Below are 26,233 nucleotides of genomic sequence, written 5' to 3' on the forward strand. Positions count from 1 at the left end.
TATTTATGTAGCGTGAAATAAAAGAAGGTTATTTATGAAAATTCTCGTCACAGGCGCCACAGGCTACAAAGGCTCTGTACTCGTTCCGAAGTTATTGGCAGCAGGCCATCAAGTCGTGGCTTTTGATACACAATGGTTTGGCAACTTTCTAGCGGCTCACAACAACCTTACGGTGGTCAAGGGGGATGTGAGAAACATAAGTGACATTCCTTTTGCCGGCGTTGATGCCATCATACACCTAGCCTCGATTGCCAATGACCCGTGTGGTGATCTCAATCCAAAACTCACTTGGGAAGTGAGTGCTCTGGCGACCATGCAAATTGCCGATCACGCTGCGAGAATAGGTATCGAGCATTTTATTTATGCTTCATCAGGCAGCGTCTATGGCGTAAAAGAAGAAGACCAGGTGACGGAAACACTGTCACTTGAACCCATCTCAGAGTACAACAAAACAAAAATGGTTTCTGAAAGGGTGCTGTTGAGTTACAAAGACAAAATGACGGTTCAAATAGTTCGCCCGGCTACAGTGTGTGGTGTGTCTCCACGGATGCGATTGGACGTTGCAGTGAATATGCTAACGATGCAGGCGATTAAGAACGGTCGTATTACGGTTTTTGGCGGTGCACAATTAAGACCTAACATTCACATAGACGACATTACAGATTTATATGTTTTTTTATTGGATAATCCGCAAATTACCGGGGTATATAATGCCGGCTTCGAAAACATTAGTATTGCCGAAATTGCAGATATTCTGGCCAGAAGAACCGGTGCTGAAGTTATCACCACTCCGTCAAATGATCCTCGTTCTTACCGAGTTAACTCTGATAAGTTACTGGCAACAGGTTTCCGGCCGAAAAAAGGAGTAGAGAGTGCTATTGAAGAAATTATTGCAGCGTTTAATGCAGGCAAACTGCAAGACAGAGAGCAATGGTACAACTTAAAGTGGATGGAAAAACACGTATTATGAGCCCATTAAGCTGCGGTGATTATGCCAGTAAATTAGCAAATATTTTGCAACAGTACGATTGGACAGTCGTTGAAAAGCTAGCATCTGAGTTAGTGACGCTAGCACGCAATAATCATACTTTATATTTCTGTGGAAATGGCGGGAGCGCAGGTAATGCCATACATTTAGCTAACGATTTTCTCTATGGCATCTGCCCTTCTGCAAAAATATCTTTGAAGGTGGAGTCATTGTCAGCAAATCCTGCCGTACTTACTTGCTTGGGCAATGATATTGGCTATGACCAAATTTATTCACATCAATTGAAAACAAAAGGAGAACCGGGCGATATGCTTATAGTATTGTCTGGTAGTGGTAATTCTCCAAACATAATTAATGTTGTAAAAGAAGCTAAAAAACAAGGAGTTAAAAGTGTCGGTGTTTTAGGTTATCAGGGCGGCAAAGCGTTGGCACTTGTCGATACGTCGATACACTTTGCGATTGATGACATGCAAATTTCAGAAGACTTGCAATTGGTGGTCGGGCATATGCTTATGCGGCTTGTGAATACGGCTTTGAGAGAACACTATGAATAAACCTGTGGTTGTTATTGGCGCGAACTCGTTCAGTGGCGCCAGCTTTTCTCGATACTTACTGAATTTGGGATGTGAAGTCATTGGAATCAGTCGTTCAGCACAGTCGATCAACGCGTTGGCACCACACCTATGGGGGGACATTAGCCGCTACCAATTTCATCAGTTGGATTTAAATCACGATTTGGCGGTGTTTGAAACTCTTTTTGACAAACACAAACCTACGCATATTTATAACTTTGCCGCACAAAGTATGGTCGGTCAAAGCTGGGAATTTCCGGAACACTGGTTAATGACCAATGTGGTGTCATCGGTAAAACTACACAATATGCTTCGCTACAAGGATTATCTGGAAAAGTATATTCATATCTCAACACCTGAAGTGTATGGAAGCTGTTCCGGGTTTGTAAAGGAAGATCACGCCTTTAGCCCCAGTACGCCGTACGCCGTATCAAGAGCTGCCGCCGATATGAGTTTAAAGACGTTTTTTGACGTTCATCAGTTTCCTGTTGTTACTACCCGAGCAGCCAATGTTTACGGAGAGGGGCAGCCTCTGTATCGCATCATTCCCAAAACCATTCTGTCGATACTACGAGGTGAGACGTTGCCGCTACACGGTGGTGGTCAATCGGAACGTTCGTTTATACACATTGATGATGTATCTGAAGCGACGCTGAAAGTTGGTGAAAATGGGAAAATTGGTCGAACTTATCATATTTCAACGCGGGAAACGGTGTCTATTCGCGCTCTGGTTGAATTGATTTGCGAGCGCCTGGAGAGTGATTTTCATGCGGTCTGTGAAATTGCTGACGACCGTCCTGGTAAAGATGCGGCCTATCTATTAGATACCAGCCGAATTCGGAGTGAGCTGGAATGGCAGGATAAAATATCATTAAGCGACGGGATAAATCGAACAATAAATTGGGCGCAAGCTAACATCGGCGTGCTAAAAAAAATTCCTATGGAATACAGACACAAGGTTTAGCGATGGAAATTGATTTACTGAGAAATTACCCGAGAACGAACCGAGATACAAAAGCTAGAGGGGAGACAAAAACCGAGGAGGTTAGACAGATTGCAAGGCAATTTGGTCAGGCGTTTTTTGATGGTGATCGTCAGTATGGATATGGCGGCTTTTACTATAACAGTCGTTTCTGGCAACCTGTTATACCTGATTTTAAACGCCACTTTTCACTTACTTCAGATAGTTGCGTCCTTGATGTGGGTTGCGCTAAGGGGTTTATGCTACACGATATGCGTGAGGCTATCCCAGGTATAGATGTTCGCGGTGTTGATATTTCTGATTATGCAGTTGCGAATGCCAAAGAAGAGGTGAGGGAATGGATCCAACAAGCCTGCGCTACCCATTTACCGTTTAATGACAATGCATTTGATGTGGTGATTTCAATAAACACTGTACACAATCTAGAGCAGGCAGAGTGCGCAATCGCACTGCAGGAAATCATGCGGGTTAGTAAAGGTAAAGCGTTTATTACTGTCGATGCTTATCGCAATGAAGATGAGAAAGCGCGAATGTTAGAATGGAATCTCACAGCGAAAACCATCATGCATGTTGATGAGTGGAAAGCATTTTTTAACGACGTTGGTTACACCGGCGACTATTATTGGTTTATGCCGTGAAACAACTTCAGGATTACTACTTTAGCATGTTGCGCATTCGGCTTATCGAAGAAGCCATAGCTGAGCGCTACAGCGAGCAAAAAATGCGCTGCCCCACCCATTTATCCATTGGTCAGGAAGCGTGCGCTGTTGGGATTTCGGCGAAGCTATTACCTAAGGATAAGGTATTTAGCTCCCATCGTGCACATGCTCACTACCTGGCGAAAGGAGGGAATCTCAATCGACTGATTGCAGAATTGTACGGCAAAGGTAGTGGTTGTACCGGGGGCCGGGGAGGCTCTATGCATCTCACTGACTTAGACGCGGGATTTGTAGCCAGTACTGCGATTGTAGCGAACAGTATTCCCGTAGCTGCTGGACAGGCATTACATCAGCAATTGCGCGGCGAAACGCAGTTGACAGTGTCTTATTTTGGTGAAGGTGCTACCGAAGAAGGTGCTTTTTATGAGACGGCAAACTTCGCTGTGGTCAAACAGTTACCCCTGTTATTAGTATGCGAAAACAATCGTTATTCTGTTTACAGTAGCCTCGCTTGTCGTCAACCGAAAAACCGCTCAATTAAGGCATTGGCAGAGGCAATAGGCATATATTCTCTCGAAGGGAATGGAAACGATGTTCGGGAAGTCGCTGCACGTGCGTCACAGGCCGTTTCACATATTCGGGCGGGCAATGGCCCGGCATTTATAGAGCTTCACACCTATCGGCACAGAGAGCACTGTGGGCCCCATTTTGATGATGATCTGGGGTACAGACCTAAGGAAGAACGCGAATCATGGTTTAAACGCGATCCGTTACAAACGGTGGAAGATATATTGTCGGCCATCCCGCATTGGAAAAAAGCTAAAGCCAGTATGATTGAGAAAATTGAAAAAGAAATCGGGGAGGCGTTTGACGCTGCAATCAATGCGCCTTTTCCCGATTCTGACAACAACGAAGTTTATGTGTATGCAGAATAAAACCACCACTTTTGCCAAGCAAATATGTGCAGCGCAGGCTAGTGCGATGAGAGCTGACAAGCAGATGATTTGTATGGGGTTAGGAATAGATGATCCCAAAGCTATATTCGGTACGACAGCTGGCTTATCAGAAGACTTTGGCAGCAAAAGGGTATTTGATACGCCCACTGCAGAAAATGCAATGACTGGCGTGGGTATTGGTGCAGCTCAAGCCGGCACCCGAGTACTTATGACGCACCAACGAGTGGACTTTTTTTTGCTAGCGATGGACCAGTTAGTGAATAACGCGGCTAAATGGCACTATATGTTTAATGGTCAGTTGAAAGTGCCGTTAACTATTAGACTGATTGTCGGCAGGGGCTGGGGGCAGGGGCCAACGCATGCACAGAATTTGCAGAGTTGGTTTGCACATGTACCTGGCTTGAAAGTGGTGGTGCCAAGTAAAACAGACGCTGTTGGTCAACAACTCTATCAAGCAATAATGGACGACAACCCAACGGTATTCATCGAGCACCGGTGGTTGCACAATCAACACGGAGATGTAAGCCAGATAAGACGGTATACAGATAGAAGTGAACCAGTGAGGGTTCACGCTACAGGCGAGGACCTCACACTGGTGGCAAACAGCTACATGGTCCTAGAGGCGATACAGGCTGCCGAATTTTTGACGAAATTGGGTATTCGCTGTGACGTAATTGAAACAACCGAACTGAATGTGTCGTGCTGGAAACCTGTATTTGATGCTGTAAATAAAACGGGGCGGGTACTCGTCTGTGACAGTGCGCATCAGCATTTCTCAGTGGGTGGCGAGTTAGTAGCAAGCTGTGCAGAGCAGTGTTTTTCCGCTTTGAAAGCCGCTCCTATGAGGCTGGGTTTACCCATGCATCCAGAGCCGACCAGTTTTGGGTTAACCTCGCATTTTTACAACACTGCCTCTGATATAGTACGGCAGGTGGGCGTCATGCTGGGGCGTGAACTTCCTTTACCCGCAAAAAGAGACACTCCCCATGATGTGCCCGGCCAATGGTTTCAAGGGCCGTTTTAGGTTTTTTTGAGTAAGCGATCGGTGAGCCCATCTGGCGTTTAGCATAACGCCGGGGTGGGGAGGCTGATATCCATCTCAGCCTGGTCGCTTTGTTCCGGGCATATCATCGAATAGTCGAACACATGAAGGTCATGTGATTTGGCGGAACAAACAGTTTTTCCGGTCAATGATGATCGGTTTAATCCTCCTCCCGGCTGCTCAAACAGAGCTCCCCTGATTTTTATACCTCGCCACTGATGTCACATGGTGGTCTCGATTGAAATAAAACAAAGTGCCATAGCAAAGTCAGAAGCTGAATGTGAGAACTACCGGATGCATACTTTTGTGATGTTATCCTTGCAGGTATGCAGGACGTGAGAGGGGGATAGGTGAGTAACAAACCAGGGAGGTTTGTTACTCAGTATTGTTAACGAAATGTGGTTAAATCGTAGTCGAGAGCCTGATACTTATTAATAACATCGTATTTATCAGCAAAATACGACAGTATGTATTCAAAGATAAACCGTCTGGGCTCATCCCAAAAGGTGTTATAGATGTCTTTGACACTGACCGGTACTACGGCATGATGAGAATTAATTTTACCGAAATTGAAAACATCGTGAAGATAACTCTCGGTTACATTGAGACCTGGACAAAGGTAAGTCACAAATCGTGAAAATTCACTCTTTTCCTTCGTGAGAGACTCGTAAAAGAACAATTGTCGTTTTGGTAATGTGAGAAGATCGACTTCGTAATTAAATACGCGATATGCCGCAACGGCAAACTCTACCTGACCATATGAAAATACAGTGCCAAATTTCTCAGTGAAAGCGATAAACAAGCCAGGTATCTCATTGATAAGTAGGTTTAAATTTCCACGGTATCTGTCATAGTTTGGAGGGGCATTATTTTTGATTTTTGATTCAGATTGAGAATTAATACGGTAGACAGGGTGGCGCAATAGCCCACAGAATCTCCCCTTTAGTTTTTCAATGTGGGGCTGCATTTCTACGCCGTGCCAAGGTGTTATATGTATTGTACCGACAAAGGTTCCACTCTGCTTTACTTTTTCATTCAGTGAGGCAGCAAGGGCATCCTCGCTTTTAAGCGATAACTTGTCTTCTGTTTCTTCGTTTGCATGCCAAGCCGTAATACTTGGGTGCAGATTGAGTACCCTAGAAACCCATTTTGTTGCACTTGAGCCTGAAGAGGCAATCATAAAACAATTCGGCGTCATATTTGGTTCCAGTCATTGTTACATTGTATTTGATATCGTTTATGTCGGCCGGCACGCTAGAGACTTTAGTATTTGTTGGTAAATCTAAAAACGCAGGCACAATGTTTGATATATACTGCGGTATTGAGTGAAAGTGTTTAATTACAAATTCATGCTGTTATTTCTCTTCAGATTACACAACGGTGTCCGATAAAGAAAAATAGAGATTTTCTTTTTCTCTTCATCATCTGTTGATGGTAAATCATCAATTACTCTATTGAGAGCGAAATTATTATGAACATTCTAGGATTGCATTGCGGTGTTACCGCAAATCAACATGACCCAGGTGCTGCATTAATTATCGACGGCAACCTTGTGGGTGTTTATGAAGAGGAAAGGTTTTGCCGGGTAAAATCGCCGAGAGGGACATTGCCTGTTCGAAGCACGTATCAGCTCCTGAAAGACAATCAGTTGACCATGAAAGATATCGACTTGGTGGTACATTCCGGTGTCACGCACAATGACTTACTCCCAAGACTACAGCGTTTCCTGAAACATTATTATGGTTATGTTCCGCGAATAGAAATGGTACATCATCAAACGGCCCATATGGCATCCGCTTATTACTGTTCAGGCTTTTCTGAAGCAATGTGTATTTCGTGGGATGGATTTGGCGATGGCCTCAGCGCTCAGTATGGAACAGGTCGTAATGGAAAATTAGCAATATTGGGGAGCTGCCCTGATTCGCAATCAATTGGCCAGTTTTATACAGGGATTACTTCTTTCCTTGGCTTTAAAGCAGACGAAGACGAATATAAGGTAATGGGGCTGGCTTCATTTGGCAGTCCCGTTTATGACTTGTCTTCTTTAGTGCAACCGACTGACACTGGTTTTGTGGTAAACGAGTCAATTTTCGATTTTTCTCCCCGACTAATGTGTAGTTTTGAACCAGCGTATAACGAACACTACATTAAGCTACTAGGTAGTCCGAGGGTAATGGAGGAACAAATAACTCAGCGCCATAAGGATATTGCGGCGTCTGCTCAACGAGCACTGGAAGAATGCTTAGTGTCACTCGTGACTCATTTACATCGCAAAACGGGGTTGAAAAAGCTTTGCCTGGCGGGTGGAGTGGCACTTAATTGTTCTGCTAATAAGGTAATTCAGGAGTTACCATTTATTGATGAACTCTTTGTACAGCCAGCGGCAAGCGATCGCGGTTTGCCGCTGGGTTGTGCGATTTTAGGTGCGGTCGATGAGGGGTATACTGATTTTGCGCTTTCTCACGCTTATTACGGGCCTGATTATAGCGTTGAAGAGTTGGAAAATACGCTAAAGCTAGTGGGGTTGCCCTACAAAACTATTGAATATCCGACAGAAGAGGCCGCGAGACGGTTATCCCAAGGTGAAATTCTTGGATGGATGCAGGGCCGTTCTGAATTTGGTCCCCGAGCCTTGGGTCATCGTTCTATTCTTGCAGATCCGTCGGCATCAGATATGAAAGACAAGGTTAATGCAAGGATAAAATTTCGAGAGGAATTCAGGCCTTTTGCTCCAGCGGTTCTTGCGGAGAAAGCAAGTGATGTATTTGAAATGAATCAGTTATCGCCCTTCATGACGATAACGTTCAATGTGAAAGAAGCGTGGCAGAATAAAATCCCGGCGGTGAATCACATTAACAACTCAGCCAGAGTACAGACTGTGGCAAAAACACCAGGTTCCTTGTTCCACGAGCTTATCTCTGATTTTTACAAATTGACCGATACACCAGCAGTATTAAACACGAGTTTTAACGTGATGGGCCAACCTATCGTTGAGACTGCTAAAGATGCGCTAACGACATTTGCCTCAAGTGGCATGGATGCTACTTTTATCGGTCCATTCCTGATTAAAAAGAAATAATATGCCTACATATTTTCTAATAGTATCGTTGGGACGTTGTGGATCCACATTGTTGAGCCAGAGTCTTAATCAATGTGATGGCGTGTTTTGCGATTACGAGCTTGTGAATCGGGATAGTGACAAGTTGCGCGCTGGACATATATCAATTGCGTTGCAAGAGTCCTCCTTTTCTTTTAGACACGCGTTAAGCCAGTTATGCTCTGAGAATGCTGTGGTGGGGAGTAAGTTGTCAGTTCCCCGGTATCAGTGGGCTAGTCACAGTTTTTGGAAACAGGTTATTGGCAAGCTTGCGATTGAAAACATAAAGATTGTGCATTTGTCCCGTAGCTTGATAGAGCATTTTGTTTCCAGAAAAGTTGTTAATGCAACAGGTATTTGGCATATAAGAACGAACAGCGGGTTTATGGAGGAGGCAAAAAACAGAGAAACTTACGAGTTACCAAATTTCTCAGTTTCCGAAGAAGATATCGATACATTTTGTCACGATGCACTTATCGCTGAACGATACATAATTTCCCTTAAGCGGTCGCTACCGTATCTTTTTGTTGATTATGCCGACCTTACCCATGAAGGAAACGAGATATTGTCATTTTTAGGCACTTCGATTTCTTCGAACAACAAAGGTAATGGGCTGTTTGAAACTACAGGGATACAAAAAACGATCCGCATTCCACATGCCGATTTGATCACAAATTTCGATGCAATAGAAATGCGATTCTTAACGTGGGAAAGAAAAAGAGAACAACTACTGTTTAATCTGAAGCAGTAAATTCTGAGAAACGAGTGATACGATGAAGATATTTGAGGACGAACAGAGCCGAGTGGCTGTAATTGGCACTGGAGGCAGTGCTCGGAATTTTTTGGATATTCATAAGCCGAAAGGTCGCGTAGACTTTTTCACTTCGTCTGGTGAAGGAGTATTCTGCGGCAAGCCGGTAAACGCAATATCCAAGCTAGCTGCATTGAATTATGACGCCATCGTTATTGCAATCTATGAATATACAGATCTGCTCCCAGCCCTCGAGCGATTGTCGGATAATCCACTGTATTGGTATGACAATGTCGAGAAGCAACTCTTAAAAATGAACGATTTTTGTGCGGATGGGCAAGGGCAATTATATGCAGAGGAAGAAATACTTACGGTTGTATACGATTTTCGGATTGCACCACCTACTTTTGATTTTCTCAATTTCTTGGTGCATGCAAAGCTCGAGGCCAATCGTCGAAGGTTGCGCACATTAAATATTATCTTTTGTCCGGGCGACAAAGGGGGGTTTAGAGAAGATATCGATTTTTTTTCCGAGGAGGAAATGCATTTTAGGTTTAACAACTTACTCATTCCGTTGATATCCCTGGTAGACCCGCATGCGAGGTTTGTTGTTTGTTACTCTCGACGACAGGCAAGGGAGTATTTTTATACTGCAACCCATGTTTTTCCTACTGACCACAGTTTCAAACAGCCCAAGGCGTCGCATTTTTTTAGTGAGTTGTTGAGGTTTTACAACAATGGCACGCCTATCGCTATATTACGTGCTTCAGACAATGCTAAAAATAAAGTCTGTCAATGGGCAAGGGCGAGAAATATCGACTTAGATAACACTATTGTTATCTCTTTGCGGGAGTGTCCTGCTCACGTTGAAAGAAACAGTGTTCTCCCTGTCTGGCACAAGGTGGCGAAGGCACTTAAATCTCGGGGTTATTACGTAGTGGTACTGAGAGATACGGATAAAGCTATGCTGCCGCTTGGGTGGGAAGGGATTTTCGACTTTCCCGAAGCCGCTTTATCTGTGCATCTGAGGTTTGCGCTTTATGAATTGTGTTGGTTCAATCTGATGACGAGTAACGGTGCTCAGGCCCTGGTATCATTGTCACAGGCATGCAGGTATGTGTTGTTCGGAATGTACAATCCAACCTGCTCCTCAAACACAGAAGCTCACCTTAAGAAAATCGGTATTATTCCTGGAACGGCACAACGAATAAGTGCGGCGCCTGGCCAGTATTTGGACTGGAGTGATATCAGTGAAAATAACCCCTTTGCGGTATCAGATATATTGGCCGCTGTAGACAAATATTGCCACTGAGTGTTTAGCGTTATTCGATATTTGCACTGTGTAAGGTGTAGTGCTCGGCGCGTTTCAAAGCAAGACAAATGTCGTCAAGGTCTCGATTCGTATATTTTTCATGGAACAGAATATTGAGACTTCGTGCTCGGTGACGTGTTGCATTTGGGGTATCAACAGCAATACCGTATTGGGATCTCAGCCAATTCCACTCACTTACAACGTATAAGTAGTTGGCATTGACCGATGTTTTTTCAGCTTCCAATGCGGTTTTAAAAACGTTTACTTGGTGATCTGTCCAATTGTCATTAAAAACGACATTGTGAAAAAAGTATGAGGGCAAACTACCAGCAAGGGGCTGAACAGGAGTCACGCTTTCAAGTGTTTCTAAAAATCGATTGATGTAATCGACCTGCTGTTGTCTTTGCTCGATAACCGCTGGCAATTTCGCCAGTGATTGCGATCCCAGTGCACAGGCGATTTCGTTGGCGTTGAAATTCAGGCCTGCGCCGAGAAAGGCTCCAGGATCTCTTGGATTAAAGTCATCGTGATCAAAAGGTTTTCTCCTGTCAGCTAAACTGCGAACAAGCCAATAGTCCGATTTCTCTTTACACAGGACAACCCCGCCGGTACTGCCTGTTGTCTGATTTTTAGTATACATGGTAGAGAAAACTGACATTCGTCCAAAGGTTCCCACTTTTTGATCTCCAATCTTCCCTCCGTGTATTTGTGAACAGTCTTCAATTAATGGAATATTGTGGATCTTTAGCAACGCGGAGATCGCAGGTAAGTCCAATGGTAATCCGCCCACATGTGTGAGTAGAGCGGCTTTGATGTCCGGGTGTTTGTCAAGGCTGTCTTCGATACTGTCAGGCGAAGCGTTGAATGACCCAGGTGCTGAATCTGCAATTACAACAGTATGTCCTGCCAGAAGAACCGCTGACACCGAGCCAGGATCCGTCACCGGAGATATGAGAACTTTGGAGTGCTTGGGGAGTGCCAATGCTTGAACGGCGAGATAAACAGCAACAGATCCAGAGTTAACGGCATCGGCATAACCACCACCGTAAAAAGCCGCAAACTGTTCGCAGTATATGTCTTCAAAATGGGCTTGGTATGGAATGTCCTGACCTTTTTCCCAGTAGTATTCGAAAACACGTTTAACACAATTAAAGGCAGACTTACCCATCACGTTTCGGCATGGGAATCGAGACTCTCTAACGAGGGGGCCACCTGAGATAGCAGCTATTAATTCGTGCTCGTCTTGACCATTGTTTTTCATGTGTTCAGTGCTCATCTATTCTTATTTACTAAATAAACTCAGGATTACTTACGCGCTTCAACATCAGCTTGCGCTAAACGATAACTTTCGGGATTGCCAATATCTCGGTGATAATCATCATTTAACCAACCAAGGATCCTCCCCAGCATCTTTGGAATCAACTGTGTACTTAAATCTGACATGCCTTCGGCGACAATGTATTCAATGACCCCGGGCGCCATAATATAGACGGCACCATTTGCTAGGTTGCCCGGAGGGCATTCCACTTTTTCGTGCATATGTACAACGCGACGTTGATCGTCTAGCTCAACAATGCCACACAAGTGGGGTGTATCTGTGTGAAAAAGCATCATTGTCATCTCAGTGTCGCGCGGTCGATGGTGATGTGCGCTTAGAAAATGTTCCATGTCGAAAAAAGACAGGTTATCCGCGTGTATCACTAATAAATCGCTGTTTGCTAAAGTTTTTGCATTTTCCCGAAGCGTACCAGCAGTGCCCATTAGTTCCTCTTCGTACCAGGTTGTAATCTTGTGGTTCGGCCAGTTTTTAGACAGATGGGCTTCAACCTGCTCGTGATAGTAGTGCAAATTGATATAAATGTGTTCAATATCGTCAAGATTTACCAACATCGCTAACCAGTAATCTAGTAATGGCTTGCCGCGAATGGGCACAAGACACTTAGGTATGGTATGGGTGATAGGTTGTAAACGCGTTCCCAGGCCGGCCGCTAGCAGTACCGCTTTCATCCTACTAACTCACTAATCTTTGAGAGCACCTTGTGCTTCGGTAGCGGCAAATTACCCCGGGTATTAACTTGAATGGCCGAACTGACACTGCCTACAAATGCCGCTTGCCAGATACTGGCGCCGGTGCACAGCATTAATGTGGCCGTTACTAACAATGCGTCGCCAGCGCCAGCAGTGTCAATAGCGTTATCCGTAAGTGCCGGTAAGTTATCGGTAAGCAATTCATCAGTAAGTGAGACGCGATGACGGATTAGAATGCCTTCACTTCCCAACGTAACAATAAGATTTGTAGCAATAAGCTGTTCGGCCAAATCCTTTGATACTTGAATTAATCCGTTATCATCATCCTGTGCCGCTAAACGGGCTTCGATTTCTGTAGGGGTGGTGAGCATCAGGTGTGTAAATTTAGTCAAATCGCCAATTTGTGAAGAAGTTTGGCTGTCTGCAACCATCGGAATGTCATGTTGAAGGCATAGTGCCTGCAGATGTTTGATTAGAGCTGGGCACAAAACGCCAAAACTAAAATCAGCAAATAGTACTACATCATATTTGTGTATGTTGCTAATAAAATTATCCAACATTGCATCTATCAACGGCTTATCAATGGCGTGCTTTCTGAAGCTATTTACGCGCAATAGAGTTTTATTTTTTGCGCGATACCGCAGCTTGTGTGTGGTTGGTCGGCAACTGTCCTGTATCACATAGGCGTTTACACCGTACTCTCTTAGTTTTGATTGTGCAAAATCGCCGGCAGCATCACGTCCGGCTACACTGTAAAAATCAGTCTCTGCTCCTAGGCTTTTGGCGTGGGCAGCAACAATACCTGCTCCCCCCAAATACCGATATGACTCCAACGGGCTGACAGCTATGGTTGGGTCTTCCTGCGACATACCAATGGGCAAACATTCCTGGTATTCGTCTACGATAATATCGCCAAACACAGCAATATTGATATCACAGACGCGATTCAGATAGCCTGTTAGCAACGCGTTGCTAATGTTGTATCGCTCGTGATACTTCTGGAGTTGCTGGGTTAGCTTGGTATTCTCATTCAATTGTTGTTGAAGGAGCTCTTTTGAAGAGAATTGTTTTTCGCCAGATGAGAAAACCAGCTTGCCACCGTAGCTGTCTACAAGTTGTTGTTCAATGTTATCCGTGTTTTCCCACTCCTTTCCCTTTACAACAATGTCGGGCTCAAGAGCGGTTAGAAAAGCAGAAAGCGTGTTGTCTAACAGAATCACCTCATCGACAAAAGACAATGCCGATAAGGCCGAATGACGCTCTTCATCAGAGAAATAAGCGCTAATTGACGATGATTTTTCATACAGGCCGACTACTAAAATATCAGCTTGCTCTTTGGCAAACAAAAGAAACCGCAAGTGGCCAGGATGAATAATGTTGAAATTACCAGAAACAAAGCAAATGCGTTTGCCCGTTTGCTTGATGCGTTTCGCTTCATTAATACAGTATTGCTGTTTGTTCATCGAATGTCTGCTACCTTCACCATAGCCCGCACTACCTTGCTATCGGCCAAATCCTGCATGGCTTGATTAATATTTTCGAGTTGATATGGCGACGACATAAGTTTGATGAGTAACTCGTTATCTGTTTGACCGGCTTGCTCGTTTAGCAAGGTTTCTGGATTAGCCTTCCCCCCCCAGGAACCCTCAATCGTTTTGCCACTGATCAATTCAAAGGGGTCAATGCATATTTTGTATCCGTGGTCAGGGTGCGATGCAAAAACGCACTTGCCACGCCTATTCAGTGCGCTGAATGCCATTTCGATGGTTCGGCAACTGCCGGCACACTCAATAATATAATCAAGCTTATGCTGCTGAGTGTATTCGTCCAATTGTTGCAACCAGTCGGTATCGCCGGAGTTTATAGCTACACTGGCGCCCATTTTTCTGGCGAGTGCTAGTTTATCGTTATTGATGTCAAAGACAACGACTTGCTGAGGCGCATTTTGTAAAATGGCCATTAATGCGCTCATCCCGATTCCACCGAGACCGAAGACTCCAATTCGACTGTCAGGTGTGTATGGCAACTGGTTTTGCACCATTCCCATTCCAGTTGGCAGTGCGCAGCCAAACAACACGCCAGTTTGCATGTTCAGTGAATCGGGCAAAAGGTAACAGCGATTTTCAGATACCACCGAGTATTCACTGAATGTGGTGACACCACCAGAATTAATCGTGCCTATTGGAGAATTATATTTTGCACCGGGAGCATCAATGCCCTTCCCCTTAAGCCATCCGAGAACCACTTTGTCTCCAGCGCTAACTTTTCTTACGTCTTGGCCAGTGTCAATGACAATTGCAGTTGCTTCATGACCGAGAAAATGGGGAAGCCAGCGGTCTTCCCCGCGCTTACCCTGAACTTCCATCAACTGGCTGTGACAAATCCCAGTGTAGATGATTTTTACGAGCACCTGTCCCCGGCCAAGTCGAGGTACTTGAATATTGGAAACAAGCGCAAGTGGTTTTCCTGTTTGTGTTAAAACGGCACCGGTAAATTGCATACTAGGAACCTGTGATAATGACTTTTAGTGATATTGTATCGACATATTATTGGAATGTATGAGGAAACTTATGCAAATTTATCTTCAGTTAAAGACGCGAGTGCAAAACAAGTATGTAAATGGGTAATAAGGGATGCAGAGCAATACGTTTTAATCAAAAAAACAGCGTGTTTTTTCGCCTTGTGCTATGATTAAATATCGAACAGGAGGGCTTCTATGATAAATTTAAACAGCGATTCATCCGCATCATCATCATTACTGCAACAGGTTCAGGAAAAGCAAACGAACCTGATGGAGAAACTTGCGTCTGGAAAGCGTGTGAACAGTGCCTCCGACGGCGCCGCTGCGCAGCAGATCATCGACAGGCTCACTTCTCAGGTCGAAGGTAATCGCCAAGCGATTAATAATGCTTACGACGGCATCTCGTTGGCACAGGTTGCAGAAAGTGGTTTGTCTGGTATCAACGAAGATGTTTCACGTATTCGTGAACTGACTTTACAAGCGGGCAACGGTATTCTCAATGATGCCGATAAACAGGCCATTCAATCTGAAATTACACAGCTTCAGGACAATATCAGTCAGACCATTGAGCAAACCACTTTTGCGGGAAAGCCTCTGCTCAGCAGCGATGGCGAAATTAGCTTTCAGGTAGGCGCTAACGCAGGTCAACAGGTTGGGGTTAATACATCGGATGTAGGCAGTAATCTTACTGACCTGCTAAATATCGATGTTACATCAGGTGATTTGGATTCAGTACTCGAAGCTGCGGATGCAGCGTTGGAAACTGTAGGTGCCGCGCAGTCAGATTTAGGCGCGACGCAGAATCAGCTGGCGAGTACAGCACGTAATTTGAGCCAGGCCGATGTAAATACATCGGAAGCGCGAGGCAGAATTCAAGATCTTGACTACGCCCAGGCAGCGTCAGAAAATGCTGCCAATAGTGTGTTAGGGCAGGCTGCCACGGCCGTTCAAGCGCAAGCTAACCAGCAACAAGGTCAGGTATTAGCGTTGCTGAACTAGTGAGTCTGCGCTTGTAGGAAATTTAAACAAAAAAGCAGGTTGGCCTGCTTTTTTGCGTTTAGAAAGCGAATGGGTGTTTGCGAACTTATCTTTTACCGCTACAATCAGACAGATGCGCTAAACTGTAAATAATAAAAACGCGTTCTAGAGGAATTGATGAAGGAAATTCTGCTCGTTAGTGATAACGGCGAACTCATTCAAAAACTGGAAACGGTTATCACTTTTATGGGTGAGGCTTGTTACGGCCAGTCATTTGCTGATTGTTTGAATTATCTGAATACGCATTCCGTTGAAGCCGTTTTGGTTGACGCCAGTGGTGGTGAGCAGCTTCAAGCATTGGTTGCGCAATTTCCACACATTCCTTTTGTTGCTATTCAATCTCGTGATGGCCAGATAACAGCGAACTGCAATTTAGTCAGTTGTGTCACATTACCGATTACCTACCCTGTGCTTACCCAGGCTATCCATCGCTGTCAGGAATATACCCGCCACCGACCAGGCCATACGAAAACCGCAGGTATGAAAACCCGTCTTTTCCGCAGTTTGGTTGGGCGTAGTCAACAAATTCAAATTGTACGACAGTTAGTCGAGCAAGTTGCACCCACTGACGCGACAGTTTTGATCCTTGGTGAATCTGGCACCGGAAAAGAAGTTATCGCCCGGAATGTACATTTCATGTCTGCTCGCCGAGACGGGCCCTTTATTCCAGTAAACTGTGGTGCTATTCCCGGCGAACTGTTGGAAAGTGAATTATTCGGACATGAAAAAGGTGCGTTCACCGGCGCGATTAGTGCGCGTAAAGGTCGTTTCGAACTCGCAGAAGGCGGTACGCTGTTTTTAGACGAAATAGGTGATATGCCGCTGCAAATGCAAGTTAAGTTGTTGCGCGTTTTACAGGAAAGAACCTTTGAGCGCGTAGGTGGGCACACGCCAATTCAGGCGAATGTTAGAATTATCGCTGCTACACACCGGAACTTGGAAACCATGATTCGGGATGACAAATTCAGAGAGGATTTGTATTACCGATTAAACGTTTTTCCCATTGATAGCCCCGCATTACGTGACCGCCGAGAAGATATTCCACTGTTGTTGCAAGAGCTCATCAGTCGAATTCAGGGTGATGGCGTGTCTGTTGTGAAGTTTACCGAGATGGCCATATCCTCACTTATGGAACACGACTGGGCCGGTAATGTCCGCGAACTTTCCAATCTGGTTGAACGGCTTAGCATACTCTATCCCGCGCAAATCGTTGATATTCAAGATCTCCCAGCTAAATATCAGTATGGAGATATACAGGTTTACGAACCAGATTACCCCGAAGAGCTACTTGAACGAGATGCCTTTAATGCGTTATTTGCTGAATCTGCGGCGGATGAAGCAAGCCGAGACAGTGATCAAGGGGCAACACCACCGGGGTATTCTCACAGCGAAGATTCTTCTCAACTGCCTGAAGAGGGCGTAAATTTGAAGGAATATCTGTCGGAGCTTGAGATTAATCTCATTATCCAGGCGTTGGAGCAACAAGACTGGGTTGTGGCAAGGGCAGCCGATAAACTCGGTATGCGTCGCACGACCTTGGTCGAAAAAATGCGCAAGTATGATATTCACCGTGAAGAATCAGTGTCGTCAGATAATTGACAACATTCTCATCCATACAGATCATCATAACTCACTGATTTTAAATAAAAATAAAACTGGCACACCAAATGCATTGACTCGTTTATGACGTAATGTCTGGTTTTTGACGAGGTTTCTAATGGCATATGATGGGCAAGGTTTCGCTGGTTTACTCCAGGGGTCTGAGCAGTTTTCTGAATTTCACTTTGGTGCCGGAACACCTTCATCTCACGCAACAGAAGATGTGCCAAGCTTGAAAAAACAAGCCAGTCGGCTGTCTCACTTACTCAAGGTGATGCCCGCGGGTGTTATTGTCATTGACGGTCATGGAATCGTGAGGCAAGCCAACGACCAGGCGCGGGATTTGCTCGGAGAACCGCTGGAAGGGCAAGTGTGGCGAACCATTATCAGTCGTTCGTTTAAACCACGGGCTGACGACGGCCATGAAGTGTCGTTAATAGACGGCCGTCGGGTTAAGTTGTCTATTACCCCGTTGGAAAACGAGCCAGGACAACTCATTGTTCTTACCGATCTGACCGAAACCCGCCAACTACAAGCCAGAGTCAGTCACATGCAGCGCTTATCAGCTCTTGGCAAAATGGTTGCTTCTTTGGCGCATCAAATCAGAACACCACTTTCTGCAGCTATGCTCTACGCTGCAAACATGAAACGCAAGGGGTTGGGTGAAGCGGCAACCATGAACTTTGCTGATAAACTTTCGTTGCGCCTAAAAGAACTGGAAAGCCAGGTTAACGATATGCTGCTTTTTGCAAAATCTGGAGAAGAGCAGGTGGTCGCAGACATTTCTTTGGAACAATTGAAAGCGGCCATTGAACCTACGGCTACCTCCCTGGCTCAGCAGGCTGAATTGCAGCTCGTGTTTCGTGATTTTGACCAAAGCTCACTACTGAGAGGTAATATTACTGCTTTACAGGGCGCGCTACTCAATCTTATACATAATGCCGCTCAGGTGAGTATTAAAGGGGGGTGTGTCACTGTTTCTGCAAGTGAGCGCAACGGGATGCTCATTCTGTCAGTCACTGATGCTGGACCAGGTGTGCCAGATTCATTGCGAGATAAAATATTTGAACCCTTTTTCACGACCAAGACCCACGGCACAGGTCTTGGTTTGGCGGTAGTGAAGTCGGTGGCCACTGCCCACAAGGGGCAATTAAGTGTTGTCAATTTGCCAGCAGGTGGTGCGTGTTTTTCTCTTACCTTGCCCTTAATTCAAAAAAGCACTCTGGTTCAGTCCGCTGACGTTACAGGAGAAGTTTCATGAGTCAAACTACTATTCTCATTGTTGAAGATGACGCGGGTTTGCGTGAAGCCTTGCTCGATACATTGCTGTTGGCCGACTATCGTGTTGTTGAGGCAAGCAGTGCCGAAAGTGCCTTGCTTCAGCTTGGCGAGCATAAAATCGATTTGGTAGTGAGCGATATCCAAATGGGTGAGATGAATGGCCTTACACTGCTTAAAAATATTAAATCTCGTTACCCGCAGATGCCAGTACTGTTGATGACGGCCTATGCCACTATTGATGATGCGGTTCAGGCAATGCGCGATGGTGCCACCGACTATTTGTCAAAGCCATTTGCGCCTGAAGTTTTGTTAAATCTGGTAAGCAGGTATGCACCAGCAAACAGAGTTGAGTCTCGCACACCTGTTGTGGCTGATCCATCCAGTATTCAGTTGTTGGCTCTGTCGAGGAAAGTGGCAGGCACTGATGCGACCGTGATGGTCTTAGGGCCAAGCGGCTCAGGAAAGGAAGTGCTCTCGCGTTATATTCACGACCAATCCGCCCGGGCCGGGGAAGCATTTGTTGCCATTAACTGTGCGGCGATACCAGAAAACATGCTGGAAGCTACCCTATTTGGCTACGAAAAAGGTGCGTTCACCGGTGCAATTCAGGCGTGCCCGGGTAAGTTTGAACAAGCGCAAAACGGCACTATTCTCCTTGATGAAATTACCGAAATGGATTTAGCCCTACAGGCGAAATTACTTCGGGTTTTACAGGAAAAAGAAGTTGAGCGTTTAGGTGGTCGTAAAACCATTTCACTTAACGTCAGGGTGATTGCTACCAGTAACCGTGATTTGCGTCAGGCTGTAGAAGCCGGCGAATTCAGGGAAGATTTGTATTATCGCCTCAATGTATTTCCTATTGTATGGTTACCACTGGCGCAGCGGCCGGGTGATATTGTGCCCTTGGCAGAACATCTGATTAGTCGGCATCACCCCCATAATCAGAAAATTATGCTGTCTGGTGCGGCGCGAAATAAGCTCAATCAGTATAACTGGCCGGGCAATGTACGAGAACTGGATAATGTCATTCAACGGGCGCTAATTTTGTGTGATGGCGATATGATTGAATCGTCCGATCTTATGATTGATATGGCTGCTACGTTGGCTAGCCATCAAAGCTTGCAGCCGCAAGAACAGGAAGATGACAGCAAGTTGGGCTCTGAATTGCGTCAACAAGAACATCAAATTATTTTGGACACACTTCAGTTGTGCAACGGCAAGCGAAAAGACGTTGCTGAAAAGCTGGGAATTAGCCCTCGTACTCTGCGTTACAAACTCGCCAGAATGCGCGAAGAAGGAATTGACGTTCCCGCGTAACCACCTTCTATCTTATTTCAGGCATAGCAACGCCATGCCTGAGCCTCTCGCCACGGTCTAGTACTGTGGCTTTTTTCGACTGACCCTATCTCCGCTGTCATTTATTTGGCGAACATCTCAAGTGATTGATTAATAGATGATATTTAAACTTGGTATCAGACTTGCTTTTGTCTGTTTAAGAAGCAAGAGTCAGACAAGTTTCTGACAGTTATTTAATTTCAGGAGTGGTTATGGACGTCAAGGCCAATAGTTTGTATCAGGAAATGCAAGCCATGATAGGGCAAACTCGTCTGCAGGCTACCGAGTTACCTCAGCAATCATTGGATGGCGTCAACACGTCTGCCAACGATTTTTCCGTCATGCTAAAAAATGCTATCGATGGCGTAAATAATATGCAGATGGAGTCAAAGTCCATGCAACAACGCTTCGAGATGGGAGACCCTTCACTGAGTTTGGCGGAAGTGATGGTCACCAAAGAAAAGGCGAGTATTGCTTTTGAAGCGACTGTTCAGGTGAGAAATAAAGTACTTGAAGCCTACAAACAAATCATGAACATGCCGGTTTAGTGGAGTATTAGGTTATGGCTGAAGCAACGGGTACCAATCTAACGGTGACTGACTCCAGTGACGAATTGACCACGAGTGAGGCTGAAAATAAATCCGGTTTTATGGATACACTTGGCAGTGCCGACATGATGCGTCAAATGGCGCTTGTTGTGGTGCTGGTTATCTGCGTGGCCATTGCGGTGTTTATTCTTATTTGGGCCCAGGAACCCGATTACCGGCCTTTGGCAAAAATGGAAACCGAGGAACTGATTGAAACCCTCGATTATCTCGACGCCAATCAAATTGACTACCAGTTGCAAGGCAACACAATTTACGTGCGCACCGATGAATTTCAATCTGTTAGATTGGGGATGACCCGGCAAGGCTTGGTACGTGCAGATGACGCTGGTACCGATATCATTATGCAGGATATGGGGTTTGGTGTGTCGCAGCGGGTGGAAGTAGAGCGGTTGAAGCATGCGCGCGAACAACAAATTGCCGCCACCATTGAGGACATGGACAGTATTCAGAAAGCACGGGTTTTACTGGCGATGCCCAAGGAAAATGTCTTTGCACGCAGGGAGAAAAAAGCCAGCGCAACCGTGGTATTAACGGCGAAACGAGGTAAAGTTATTGCCGGTGAAGAGGTGGACGCGGTTATCGATATCGTAGCTTCAGCTGTGCAAATGATGGAACCGTCCCGAGTGACTGTTACCGACAGCAACGGACGGCTATTAAACTCGGGCTCACAAGATTCTATGAGTGCCCGTGCCCGCAAGGAATATGAAGTAGAGCGCCAACGCGAACAAAAGTACCTCGAGAAAATTGATGCGATTCTTATTCCTGTATTGGGTATTGGCAACTATACGGCCCAAGCTGACGTCACCATGGACTTTACTGCCATGGAGCAAACACAGCGTACTTATAATCCAGATTTACCTGCTGTTCGCAGCGAAATGTCCATAGAGTCGAGTAGCGTGGGCTCTATCGCGGGAGGAATTCCCGGAGCACTAAGTAATCAGCCTCCACTGGATTCTGCTATACCGGAAAATGCTGTGGCAGGCGACGGACAAAGCTTGCCAGTACCGGGGCGTAACAATCGCGAAACCCAGAAAAACTATGAACTTGACACCACCATTAGTCATACGAAGAAACAAACTGGGGTAGTAAGGCGCTTAAGTGTATCTGTGGCGGTAGACCACGACCGGGTTGTTGCCGAGGATGGTAGCGTAACGACGACGCCAAAAAGTCAGGAGCAGTTACTCAACATTCGCAGGTTGTTGCAGGGAGGTATTGGGTTTGACGTGGCCAGGGGAGATTCACTGGAAGTGGTGAGTGTGCCATTTACCCGAATGGACGAAGAAGGCCTTGAAGAGGTGCCTTTCTGGGAACGTCCTGAAATGTTGCCTATACTGAAGCTTGTGGTGGGTGGTCTAATTATCATCGTGCTTATCCTGTTTGTGATCAGACCGATGCTGCGCCGATTAATAAACCCTGAAGATACCAAAGACGCAGAGAACTTTGATGCTGATGAAGGACTGGATTTGGGCGACGATACAATTAGCATGTTGTCGCAGGAGTTTGACGAGGGGCAGGTTGGCTTTGCCGCTGATGGCTCGTTGATGTTACCCGACCTCCACAAAGACGAAGATGTTCTTAAAGCCGTGCGTGCGCTGGTGGCCAACGAGCCGGAGTTGTCAGCACAGGTTGTTAAGGGCTGGTTGATGCAAGACGATTAAGGGTCAGCATAATGCCTGAAGAATTAGCCAATAGCGGCGAACAAAGCTACGACATCAGTAAGCTTGAAGGTATTGAGAAAGCAGCTATTCTGTTGCTGAGTTTGTCCGAAGAGGACGCCGCGCAGATTTTAAAGCATCTTGAACCTAAGCAGGTCCAGAAGCTCGGTGCAGAAATGGCAAAAGTCGACGATATGACTCAGCCGAAGATCACCTCGGTGCACAAGCATTTTATCGATGAAATTCAAAATTACAGTACCATTGGATTCCAGAGCCAGGACTTTGTCAAACGCGCGCTCACTGCAGCACTTGGTGAAGACAAAGCGGCAAATCTGATTGACCAAATTTTAATGGGCAGTGGCGCAAAAGGGCTCGACTCCCTTAAATGGATGGATTCAAAACAGGTCGCCAGTATTATTCGCAACGAGCACCCGCAAATTCAAACCATCGTGCTTTCCTATCTGGAACCCGAGCAAAGCGCTGAAATTCTGGCGCAGTTCCCGGAAAAAGTACGGTTGGATTTGCTCATGCGTATAGCTAATCTGGAGGAGGTTCAACCTGCGGCACTGCAAGAGCTGAATGAAATCATGGAAAAACAATTCGCAGGTCAGGCCGGTACACAAGCGGCCAAAATGGGCGGCTTGAAATCTGCTGCTGACATTATGAACTACCTGGATACGTCTATTGAAGGGCAATTGATGGATGCCATACGCGAGCAGGATGAAGAAATGAGTCAGCAAATTCAGGATCTAATGTTTGTCTTCGACAACCTGATTGATGTGGATGATCGTGGTATTCAAGCTATTTTGAGGGAAGTTCAGCAGGATTCACTGCTTAAAGCGATTAAAGGGGCAGATGAAGAGCTCAAAGATAAAATCGCGAAAAACATGTCCAAACGGGCTGCTGAAATGCTTATGGACGATTTGGAAGCCATGGGGCCGGTTCGCTTATCTGAAGTGGAAACGGCGCAAAAAGAAATTTTGTCTGTTGCCCGTCGACTGGCTGATTCCGGTGAAATTATGCTGGGCGGTGGTGGCGGTGAAGAGTTCCTGTAACCGGCCTTGTTTCGCGGAGTTTTCATGAGTGATAAGCCCCATTCGGACGATGAATTCCTGGAAGCGAAATCCTGGGATCTCCCTTTTCTTTCTGTTGAAAAAAGCGCAGAAGAGCAGGGAAAAACCAATGCGTTAAATCGTCGCAGTGATTGGAAATACGAACCACCAGAGCCTGAGGAAGAGGAAATTCAACCTCCAACTATGGAGGAAATTGAAGCAATCCGCCAAGCGGCCCATGACGAAGGATTTAACGAAGGAAAACAAGCTGGGTTTGAACAAGGTCAGGCTGCCGGCTTTGAAGAAGGTAAGCAAGCCGGCTACGCAGAAGGCTTGCAACTTGGAAAAGATGAAGGGCTGCAGCAAGGAGAAGCGCACATAAACGAACTCGCCAGTGCGTGGTCGGCTCTCGCCGATAATCTTGCTGCACCTCTGGCACAAGTAAACGATGATACCCGCAGGCAGTTAGTCAAGCTTGCTGTCGCCTTGTCCCGAGCGGTGGTTCGCACCGAGGTTACCACAAACGAAAGCTGTATTCTGCAGGCCTTGTCCGAAGGTCTTAAAGCTCTGCCAGCCAGTGAAACAAATTATCAAATCGCGATGCATCCAGATGACATTGAACTGGTAAAAAGCCATTACGGCGAAGATTCGGTGTCAGAAAAAGGGTGGCAACTCATAGAAACGCCCGCAATGGCAAGGGGCGGATGCGATATTACCACCGCACAAAATGCCGTGGACGTATCCATAGAACGTCGTTGTCGGGATGTGTTGGATAAATTCCTACTGGAACAGGGTCTGGCCAATGAGTAGTCCGTGGGGAAATTACTTTGAAAACCTCACTGGTGATATCCCTCAGCCCCCCGTCGTTGCGGCGGGAAAATTGGTGCGGGGAATTGGTTTGACCCTAGAGGCAGTGGGTTGTCAATTACCGGTGGGCAGCCAGTGTATGGTGCAAACTGTCGAAGGTGAAATTGAAGCTGAAGTCGTGGGGTTTGCCGAGAATATTACTTATCTCATGCCTACCGAGGCAGTGCGGGGGATTGTTCCCGGCTCCAGAGTTCTGCCGTTAAACCGGGAAAGTGGGTTGGCTGTCGGGCTGGGGTTACTCGGCCGGGTTGTAGATGGCAATGGTCAACCTTTAGACGGTCTTGGGCCGGTGAAGGCCGATACGCGAGTACCCGTTGCACGTCCTCCTATGAACCCCCTTAGCCGCAGGCAGATTTCACAACCGATGGATGTCGGGGTGCGAGCTATCAATGCCCTCAATACGGTTGGTGTAGGACAAAGAATGGGCTTGTTCGCAGGGTCAGGTGTGGGTAAGTCTGTGTTGCTGGGAATGATGACCCGAGGTTGCGAAGCCGACGTGGTCGTGGTCGGTTTGGTGGGAGAGCGGGGGCGCGAGGTAAAAGAATTTATTCACGACATTCTCACCGAAGAAGAGCGCAAGCGGGCAGTGGTCGTTGCTGCTCCTGCGGACACTTCGCCGCTAATGCGTCTAAAAGGGTGTGAAACGGCGGTTTGTATCGCGGAGTATTTTCGCGATCAGGGTATGAACGTATTGTTACTCATCGACTCTTTAACGCGCTATGCTATGGCCCAGCGCGAAATTGCGTTGGCCGTTGGCGAGCCTCCTGCTACAAAGGGTTACCCACCTTCTGTGTTTGCGCGTTTGCCTGCATTGGTGGAACGGGCTGGCAATGGAAGTGACACGCAAGGTTCTATAACTGCATTTTACACAGTACTCACAGAAGGGGACGATTTACAGGATCCTATTGCCGATGCGGCAAGAGCTATCTTAGACGGCCACGTTGTGCTATCGCGAAGCCTGGCTGATAGTGGACATTACCCGGCCATCGATATTGAAGCATCGATAAGTCGTGTTATGCCTATGGTTACCAGTGATGAACACATGCAGCAGGCAAGACGTATTCGCCAGGTTTATTCCACTTATAAGCAAAACAAAGATCTCATCTCCATCGGTGCTTATGCTAAAGGTTCTGATCCGAGAATCGACCTTGCCATTCGTGCAGAACCTGCAATTAACGCATTTTTGCAACAGGGGATGAAACAAGTGCTCACGTATGACGATTGCCTGCAAGGCATGACAGCGCTTGCCGGTGGGTTAGGGAAAGGCTGATGGCATCGAAACAGTTAATACTTGTGGCCCGCTTCGAAAAAGAAAAGGAACAAAAAGCGGCGCAACTCTATCAGATGGCACAACAACAAGTTGCTCAGCAACGACAAAAGTTGTCCAGTCTACAGCAGTATCGGCTTGACTATTTGCGTCAAATTCAGCTAAACGCGAAAGGTGGCGTAGGCGCCAAAGCTTACCATCAGCATCTCACATTCGTCGGACAATTGGAAAAAGCCTGTCAACAGCAGCTAAATGTTATCTCAAAAGCCACATTGGCAGCCGACCAAAGAAAGCGGGCTTGGCTGGAGCAGCAAAAACGCAGAAAGGCGGTTGATTTATTGCTGGAGAAAAAAGCTCAGGACGCGACTGCAAAAGCTAACCGGGCTGAACAGGCGATGATGGACGAGTTTGCCATGCAACGTCACTTTCGGGCCCACCACGCTAAATAACGTCTCAGTTGCAGGACAAGCAACACGGGTCATATTTTTCTGTATATTGCAAAAACTTATGCGAAATTCCGGTCAACCTCTCACAGTTGGAACAGCTCTTGCTCAAGTATTAGTGTCCAAAATTCCAACCCCGTCGAATCGCTGCTTTTTTGACACTAAAGCCGGCAAACAGGG

Annotated in this window: 24 protein-coding genes; 19 read left to right on the plus strand and 5 right to left on the minus strand. The window is 46.1% G+C overall.

The features are described from left to right. Positions 1 to 34: 34 nt before the first annotated feature. The 6 genes from KO518_RS10215 to KO518_RS10240 are packed head-to-tail and all read left to right on the plus strand — an operon-like array spanning position 35 to position 5,181. Positions 35 to 970 carry an NAD(P)-dependent oxidoreductase gene (locus tag KO518_RS10215; RefSeq protein ID WP_216025751.1) on the plus strand — a complete coding sequence of 312 codons (936 nt, stop codon included), beginning with the start codon at positions 35 to 37 and terminating at the stop codon, positions 968 to 970. Beyond that, on the plus strand, positions 967 to 1,542 hold the full coding sequence (locus tag KO518_RS10220) for an SIS domain-containing protein (protein ID WP_216025752.1): 576 nt from the start codon (positions 967 to 969) through the stop codon (positions 1,540 to 1,542). Before KO518_RS10215 ends, KO518_RS10220 begins: the two co-directional genes overlap by 4 nt. Beyond that, positions 1,535 to 2,524: a GDP-mannose 4,6-dehydratase gene (locus tag KO518_RS10225; RefSeq protein WP_216025753.1), complete on the plus strand. Its 990-nt coding sequence runs from the start codon at positions 1,535 to 1,537 to the stop codon at positions 2,522 to 2,524. The genes KO518_RS10220 and KO518_RS10225 overlap by 8 nt, the downstream gene beginning before the upstream one ends. Positions 2,525 to 2,526: 2 nt before the next feature. Further along, on the plus strand, positions 2,527 to 3,180 hold the full coding sequence (locus KO518_RS10230; RefSeq protein ID WP_216025754.1) for a class I SAM-dependent methyltransferase: 654 nt from the start codon (positions 2,527 to 2,529) through the stop codon (positions 3,178 to 3,180). Next, on the plus strand, positions 3,177 to 4,136 hold the full coding sequence (locus tag KO518_RS10235; protein WP_216025755.1) for a thiamine pyrophosphate-dependent dehydrogenase E1 component subunit alpha: 960 nt from the start codon (positions 3,177 to 3,179) through the stop codon (positions 4,134 to 4,136). The genes KO518_RS10230 and KO518_RS10235 overlap by 4 nt, the downstream gene beginning before the upstream one ends. Next, complete coding sequence (locus tag KO518_RS10240) at positions 4,126 to 5,181, plus strand: alpha-ketoacid dehydrogenase subunit beta (protein WP_216025756.1); 1,056 nt, start codon at positions 4,126 to 4,128, stop codon at positions 5,179 to 5,181. The genes KO518_RS10235 and KO518_RS10240 overlap by 11 nt, the downstream gene beginning before the upstream one ends. Before the next feature lie 406 nt (positions 5,182 to 5,587). On the opposite strand, the gene KO518_RS10245 is transcribed toward KO518_RS10240, so the two are convergent. After that, positions 5,588 to 6,397, minus strand: coding sequence for a hypothetical protein (locus KO518_RS10245; RefSeq protein WP_216025757.1), 810 nt, complete (start codon positions 6,395 to 6,397; stop codon positions 5,588 to 5,590). A gap of 273 nt (positions 6,398 to 6,670) precedes the next feature. On the opposite strand from KO518_RS10245, the gene KO518_RS10250 reads away from it, so the two are divergent. Genes KO518_RS10250 through KO518_RS10260 form a run of 3 tightly spaced genes read left to right on the plus strand, consistent with a single transcriptional unit; the run spans position 6,671 to position 10,359 of the window. Then, positions 6,671 to 8,278 (plus strand): carbamoyltransferase C-terminal domain-containing protein, encoded by a 1,608-nt coding sequence (locus tag KO518_RS10250; RefSeq protein ID WP_216025758.1) that lies wholly within the window; start codon positions 6,671 to 6,673, stop codon positions 8,276 to 8,278. Between the two features lies 1 nt (position 8,279). After that, positions 8,280 to 9,047: a sulfotransferase domain-containing protein gene (locus KO518_RS10255; protein ID WP_216025759.1), complete on the plus strand. Its 768-nt coding sequence runs from the start codon at positions 8,280 to 8,282 to the stop codon at positions 9,045 to 9,047. Positions 9,048 to 9,069: 22 nt separating this feature from the next. Then, on the plus strand, positions 9,070 to 10,359 hold the full coding sequence (locus KO518_RS10260; RefSeq protein WP_216025760.1) for a hypothetical protein: 1,290 nt from the start codon (positions 9,070 to 9,072) through the stop codon (positions 10,357 to 10,359). Positions 10,360 to 10,369: 10 nt separating this feature from the next. Here KO518_RS10260 and KO518_RS10265 read toward each other — a convergent pair whose 3' ends face one another. The 4 genes from KO518_RS10265 to KO518_RS10280 are packed head-to-tail and all read right to left on the minus strand — an operon-like array spanning position 10,370 to position 14,887. Further along, on the minus strand, positions 10,370 to 11,620 hold the full coding sequence (locus tag KO518_RS10265) for a DegT/DnrJ/EryC1/StrS aminotransferase family protein (protein ID WP_216025761.1): 1,251 nt from the start codon (positions 11,618 to 11,620) through the stop codon (positions 10,370 to 10,372). 44 nt (positions 11,621 to 11,664) lie between these two features. Continuing rightward, complete coding sequence (locus KO518_RS10270; protein ID WP_216025762.1) at positions 11,665 to 12,366, minus strand: nucleotidyltransferase family protein; 702 nt, start codon at positions 12,364 to 12,366, stop codon at positions 11,665 to 11,667. Further along, positions 12,363 to 13,850 carry a PfkB family carbohydrate kinase gene (locus KO518_RS10275; protein ID WP_216025763.1) on the minus strand — a complete coding sequence of 496 codons (1,488 nt, stop codon included), beginning with the start codon at positions 13,848 to 13,850 and terminating at the stop codon, positions 12,363 to 12,365. Before KO518_RS10275 ends, KO518_RS10270 begins: the two co-directional genes overlap by 4 nt. Beyond that, positions 13,847 to 14,887 (minus strand): zinc-binding dehydrogenase, encoded by a 1,041-nt coding sequence (locus KO518_RS10280; protein WP_216025764.1) that lies wholly within the window; start codon positions 14,885 to 14,887, stop codon positions 13,847 to 13,849. Before KO518_RS10280 ends, KO518_RS10275 begins: the two co-directional genes overlap by 4 nt. Before the next feature lie 216 nt (positions 14,888 to 15,103). On the opposite strand from KO518_RS10280, the gene KO518_RS10285 reads away from it, so the two are divergent. The 10 genes from KO518_RS10285 to fliJ all read left to right on the plus strand — a co-directional run bounded on the left by KO518_RS10285 (position 15,104) and on the right by fliJ (position 26,059). Continuing rightward, positions 15,104 to 15,907, plus strand: a complete 804-nt coding sequence (locus KO518_RS10285) for a flagellin (protein ID WP_216025765.1) — start codon at positions 15,104 to 15,106, stop codon at positions 15,905 to 15,907. Between the two features lie 156 nt (positions 15,908 to 16,063). Then, on the plus strand, positions 16,064 to 17,545 hold the full coding sequence (locus tag KO518_RS10290) for a sigma-54 dependent transcriptional regulator (protein ID WP_305855276.1): 1,482 nt from the start codon (positions 16,064 to 16,066) through the stop codon (positions 17,543 to 17,545). Positions 17,546 to 17,663: 118 nt separating this feature from the next. Next, the gene (locus tag KO518_RS10295) at positions 17,664 to 18,806 is read left to right on the plus strand and encodes a PAS domain-containing sensor histidine kinase (RefSeq protein WP_216025767.1); all 1,143 of its coding nucleotides are present in this window, start codon (positions 17,664 to 17,666) and stop codon (positions 18,804 to 18,806) included. After that, positions 18,803 to 20,143 carry a sigma-54 dependent transcriptional regulator gene (locus tag KO518_RS10300; protein WP_216025768.1) on the plus strand — a complete coding sequence of 447 codons (1,341 nt, stop codon included), beginning with the start codon at positions 18,803 to 18,805 and terminating at the stop codon, positions 20,141 to 20,143. Before KO518_RS10295 ends, KO518_RS10300 begins: the two co-directional genes overlap by 4 nt. 230 nt (positions 20,144 to 20,373) lie before the next feature. Continuing rightward, positions 20,374 to 20,709 (plus strand): flagellar hook-basal body complex protein FliE, encoded by a 336-nt coding sequence (gene fliE / locus KO518_RS10305; RefSeq protein ID WP_216025769.1) that lies wholly within the window; start codon positions 20,374 to 20,376, stop codon positions 20,707 to 20,709. Positions 20,710 to 20,723: 14 nt separating this feature from the next. Beyond that, on the plus strand, positions 20,724 to 22,427 hold the full coding sequence (fliF, locus tag KO518_RS10310; RefSeq protein ID WP_216025770.1) for a flagellar basal-body MS-ring/collar protein FliF: 1,704 nt from the start codon (positions 20,724 to 20,726) through the stop codon (positions 22,425 to 22,427). A gap of 11 nt (positions 22,428 to 22,438) precedes the next feature. Further along, positions 22,439 to 23,479, plus strand: coding sequence for a flagellar motor switch protein FliG (fliG, locus tag KO518_RS10315; protein WP_216025771.1), 1,041 nt, complete (start codon positions 22,439 to 22,441; stop codon positions 23,477 to 23,479). 24 nt (positions 23,480 to 23,503) lie between these two features. Next, positions 23,504 to 24,286: a flagellar assembly protein FliH gene (gene fliH, locus KO518_RS10320; RefSeq protein WP_216025772.1), complete on the plus strand. Its 783-nt coding sequence runs from the start codon at positions 23,504 to 23,506 to the stop codon at positions 24,284 to 24,286. Continuing rightward, complete coding sequence (gene fliI, locus KO518_RS10325) at positions 24,279 to 25,613, plus strand: flagellar protein export ATPase FliI (protein WP_216025773.1); 1,335 nt, start codon at positions 24,279 to 24,281, stop codon at positions 25,611 to 25,613. Before fliH ends, fliI begins: the two co-directional genes overlap by 8 nt. Next, entirely contained in the window at positions 25,613 to 26,059 is a 447-nt protein-coding gene (fliJ, locus tag KO518_RS10330; protein WP_216025774.1) for a flagellar export protein FliJ, read from the plus strand. The genes fliI and fliJ overlap by 1 nt, the downstream gene beginning before the upstream one ends. Positions 26,060 to 26,233 lie beyond the last annotated feature (174 nt).

Origin of the sequence: Aestuariibacter sp. A3R04 (genome assembly GCF_018860805.1) — a bacterium.
In the GTDB taxonomy this organism is placed as follows: Bacteria; Pseudomonadota; Gammaproteobacteria; order Enterobacterales; family Alteromonadaceae; genus Alteromonas.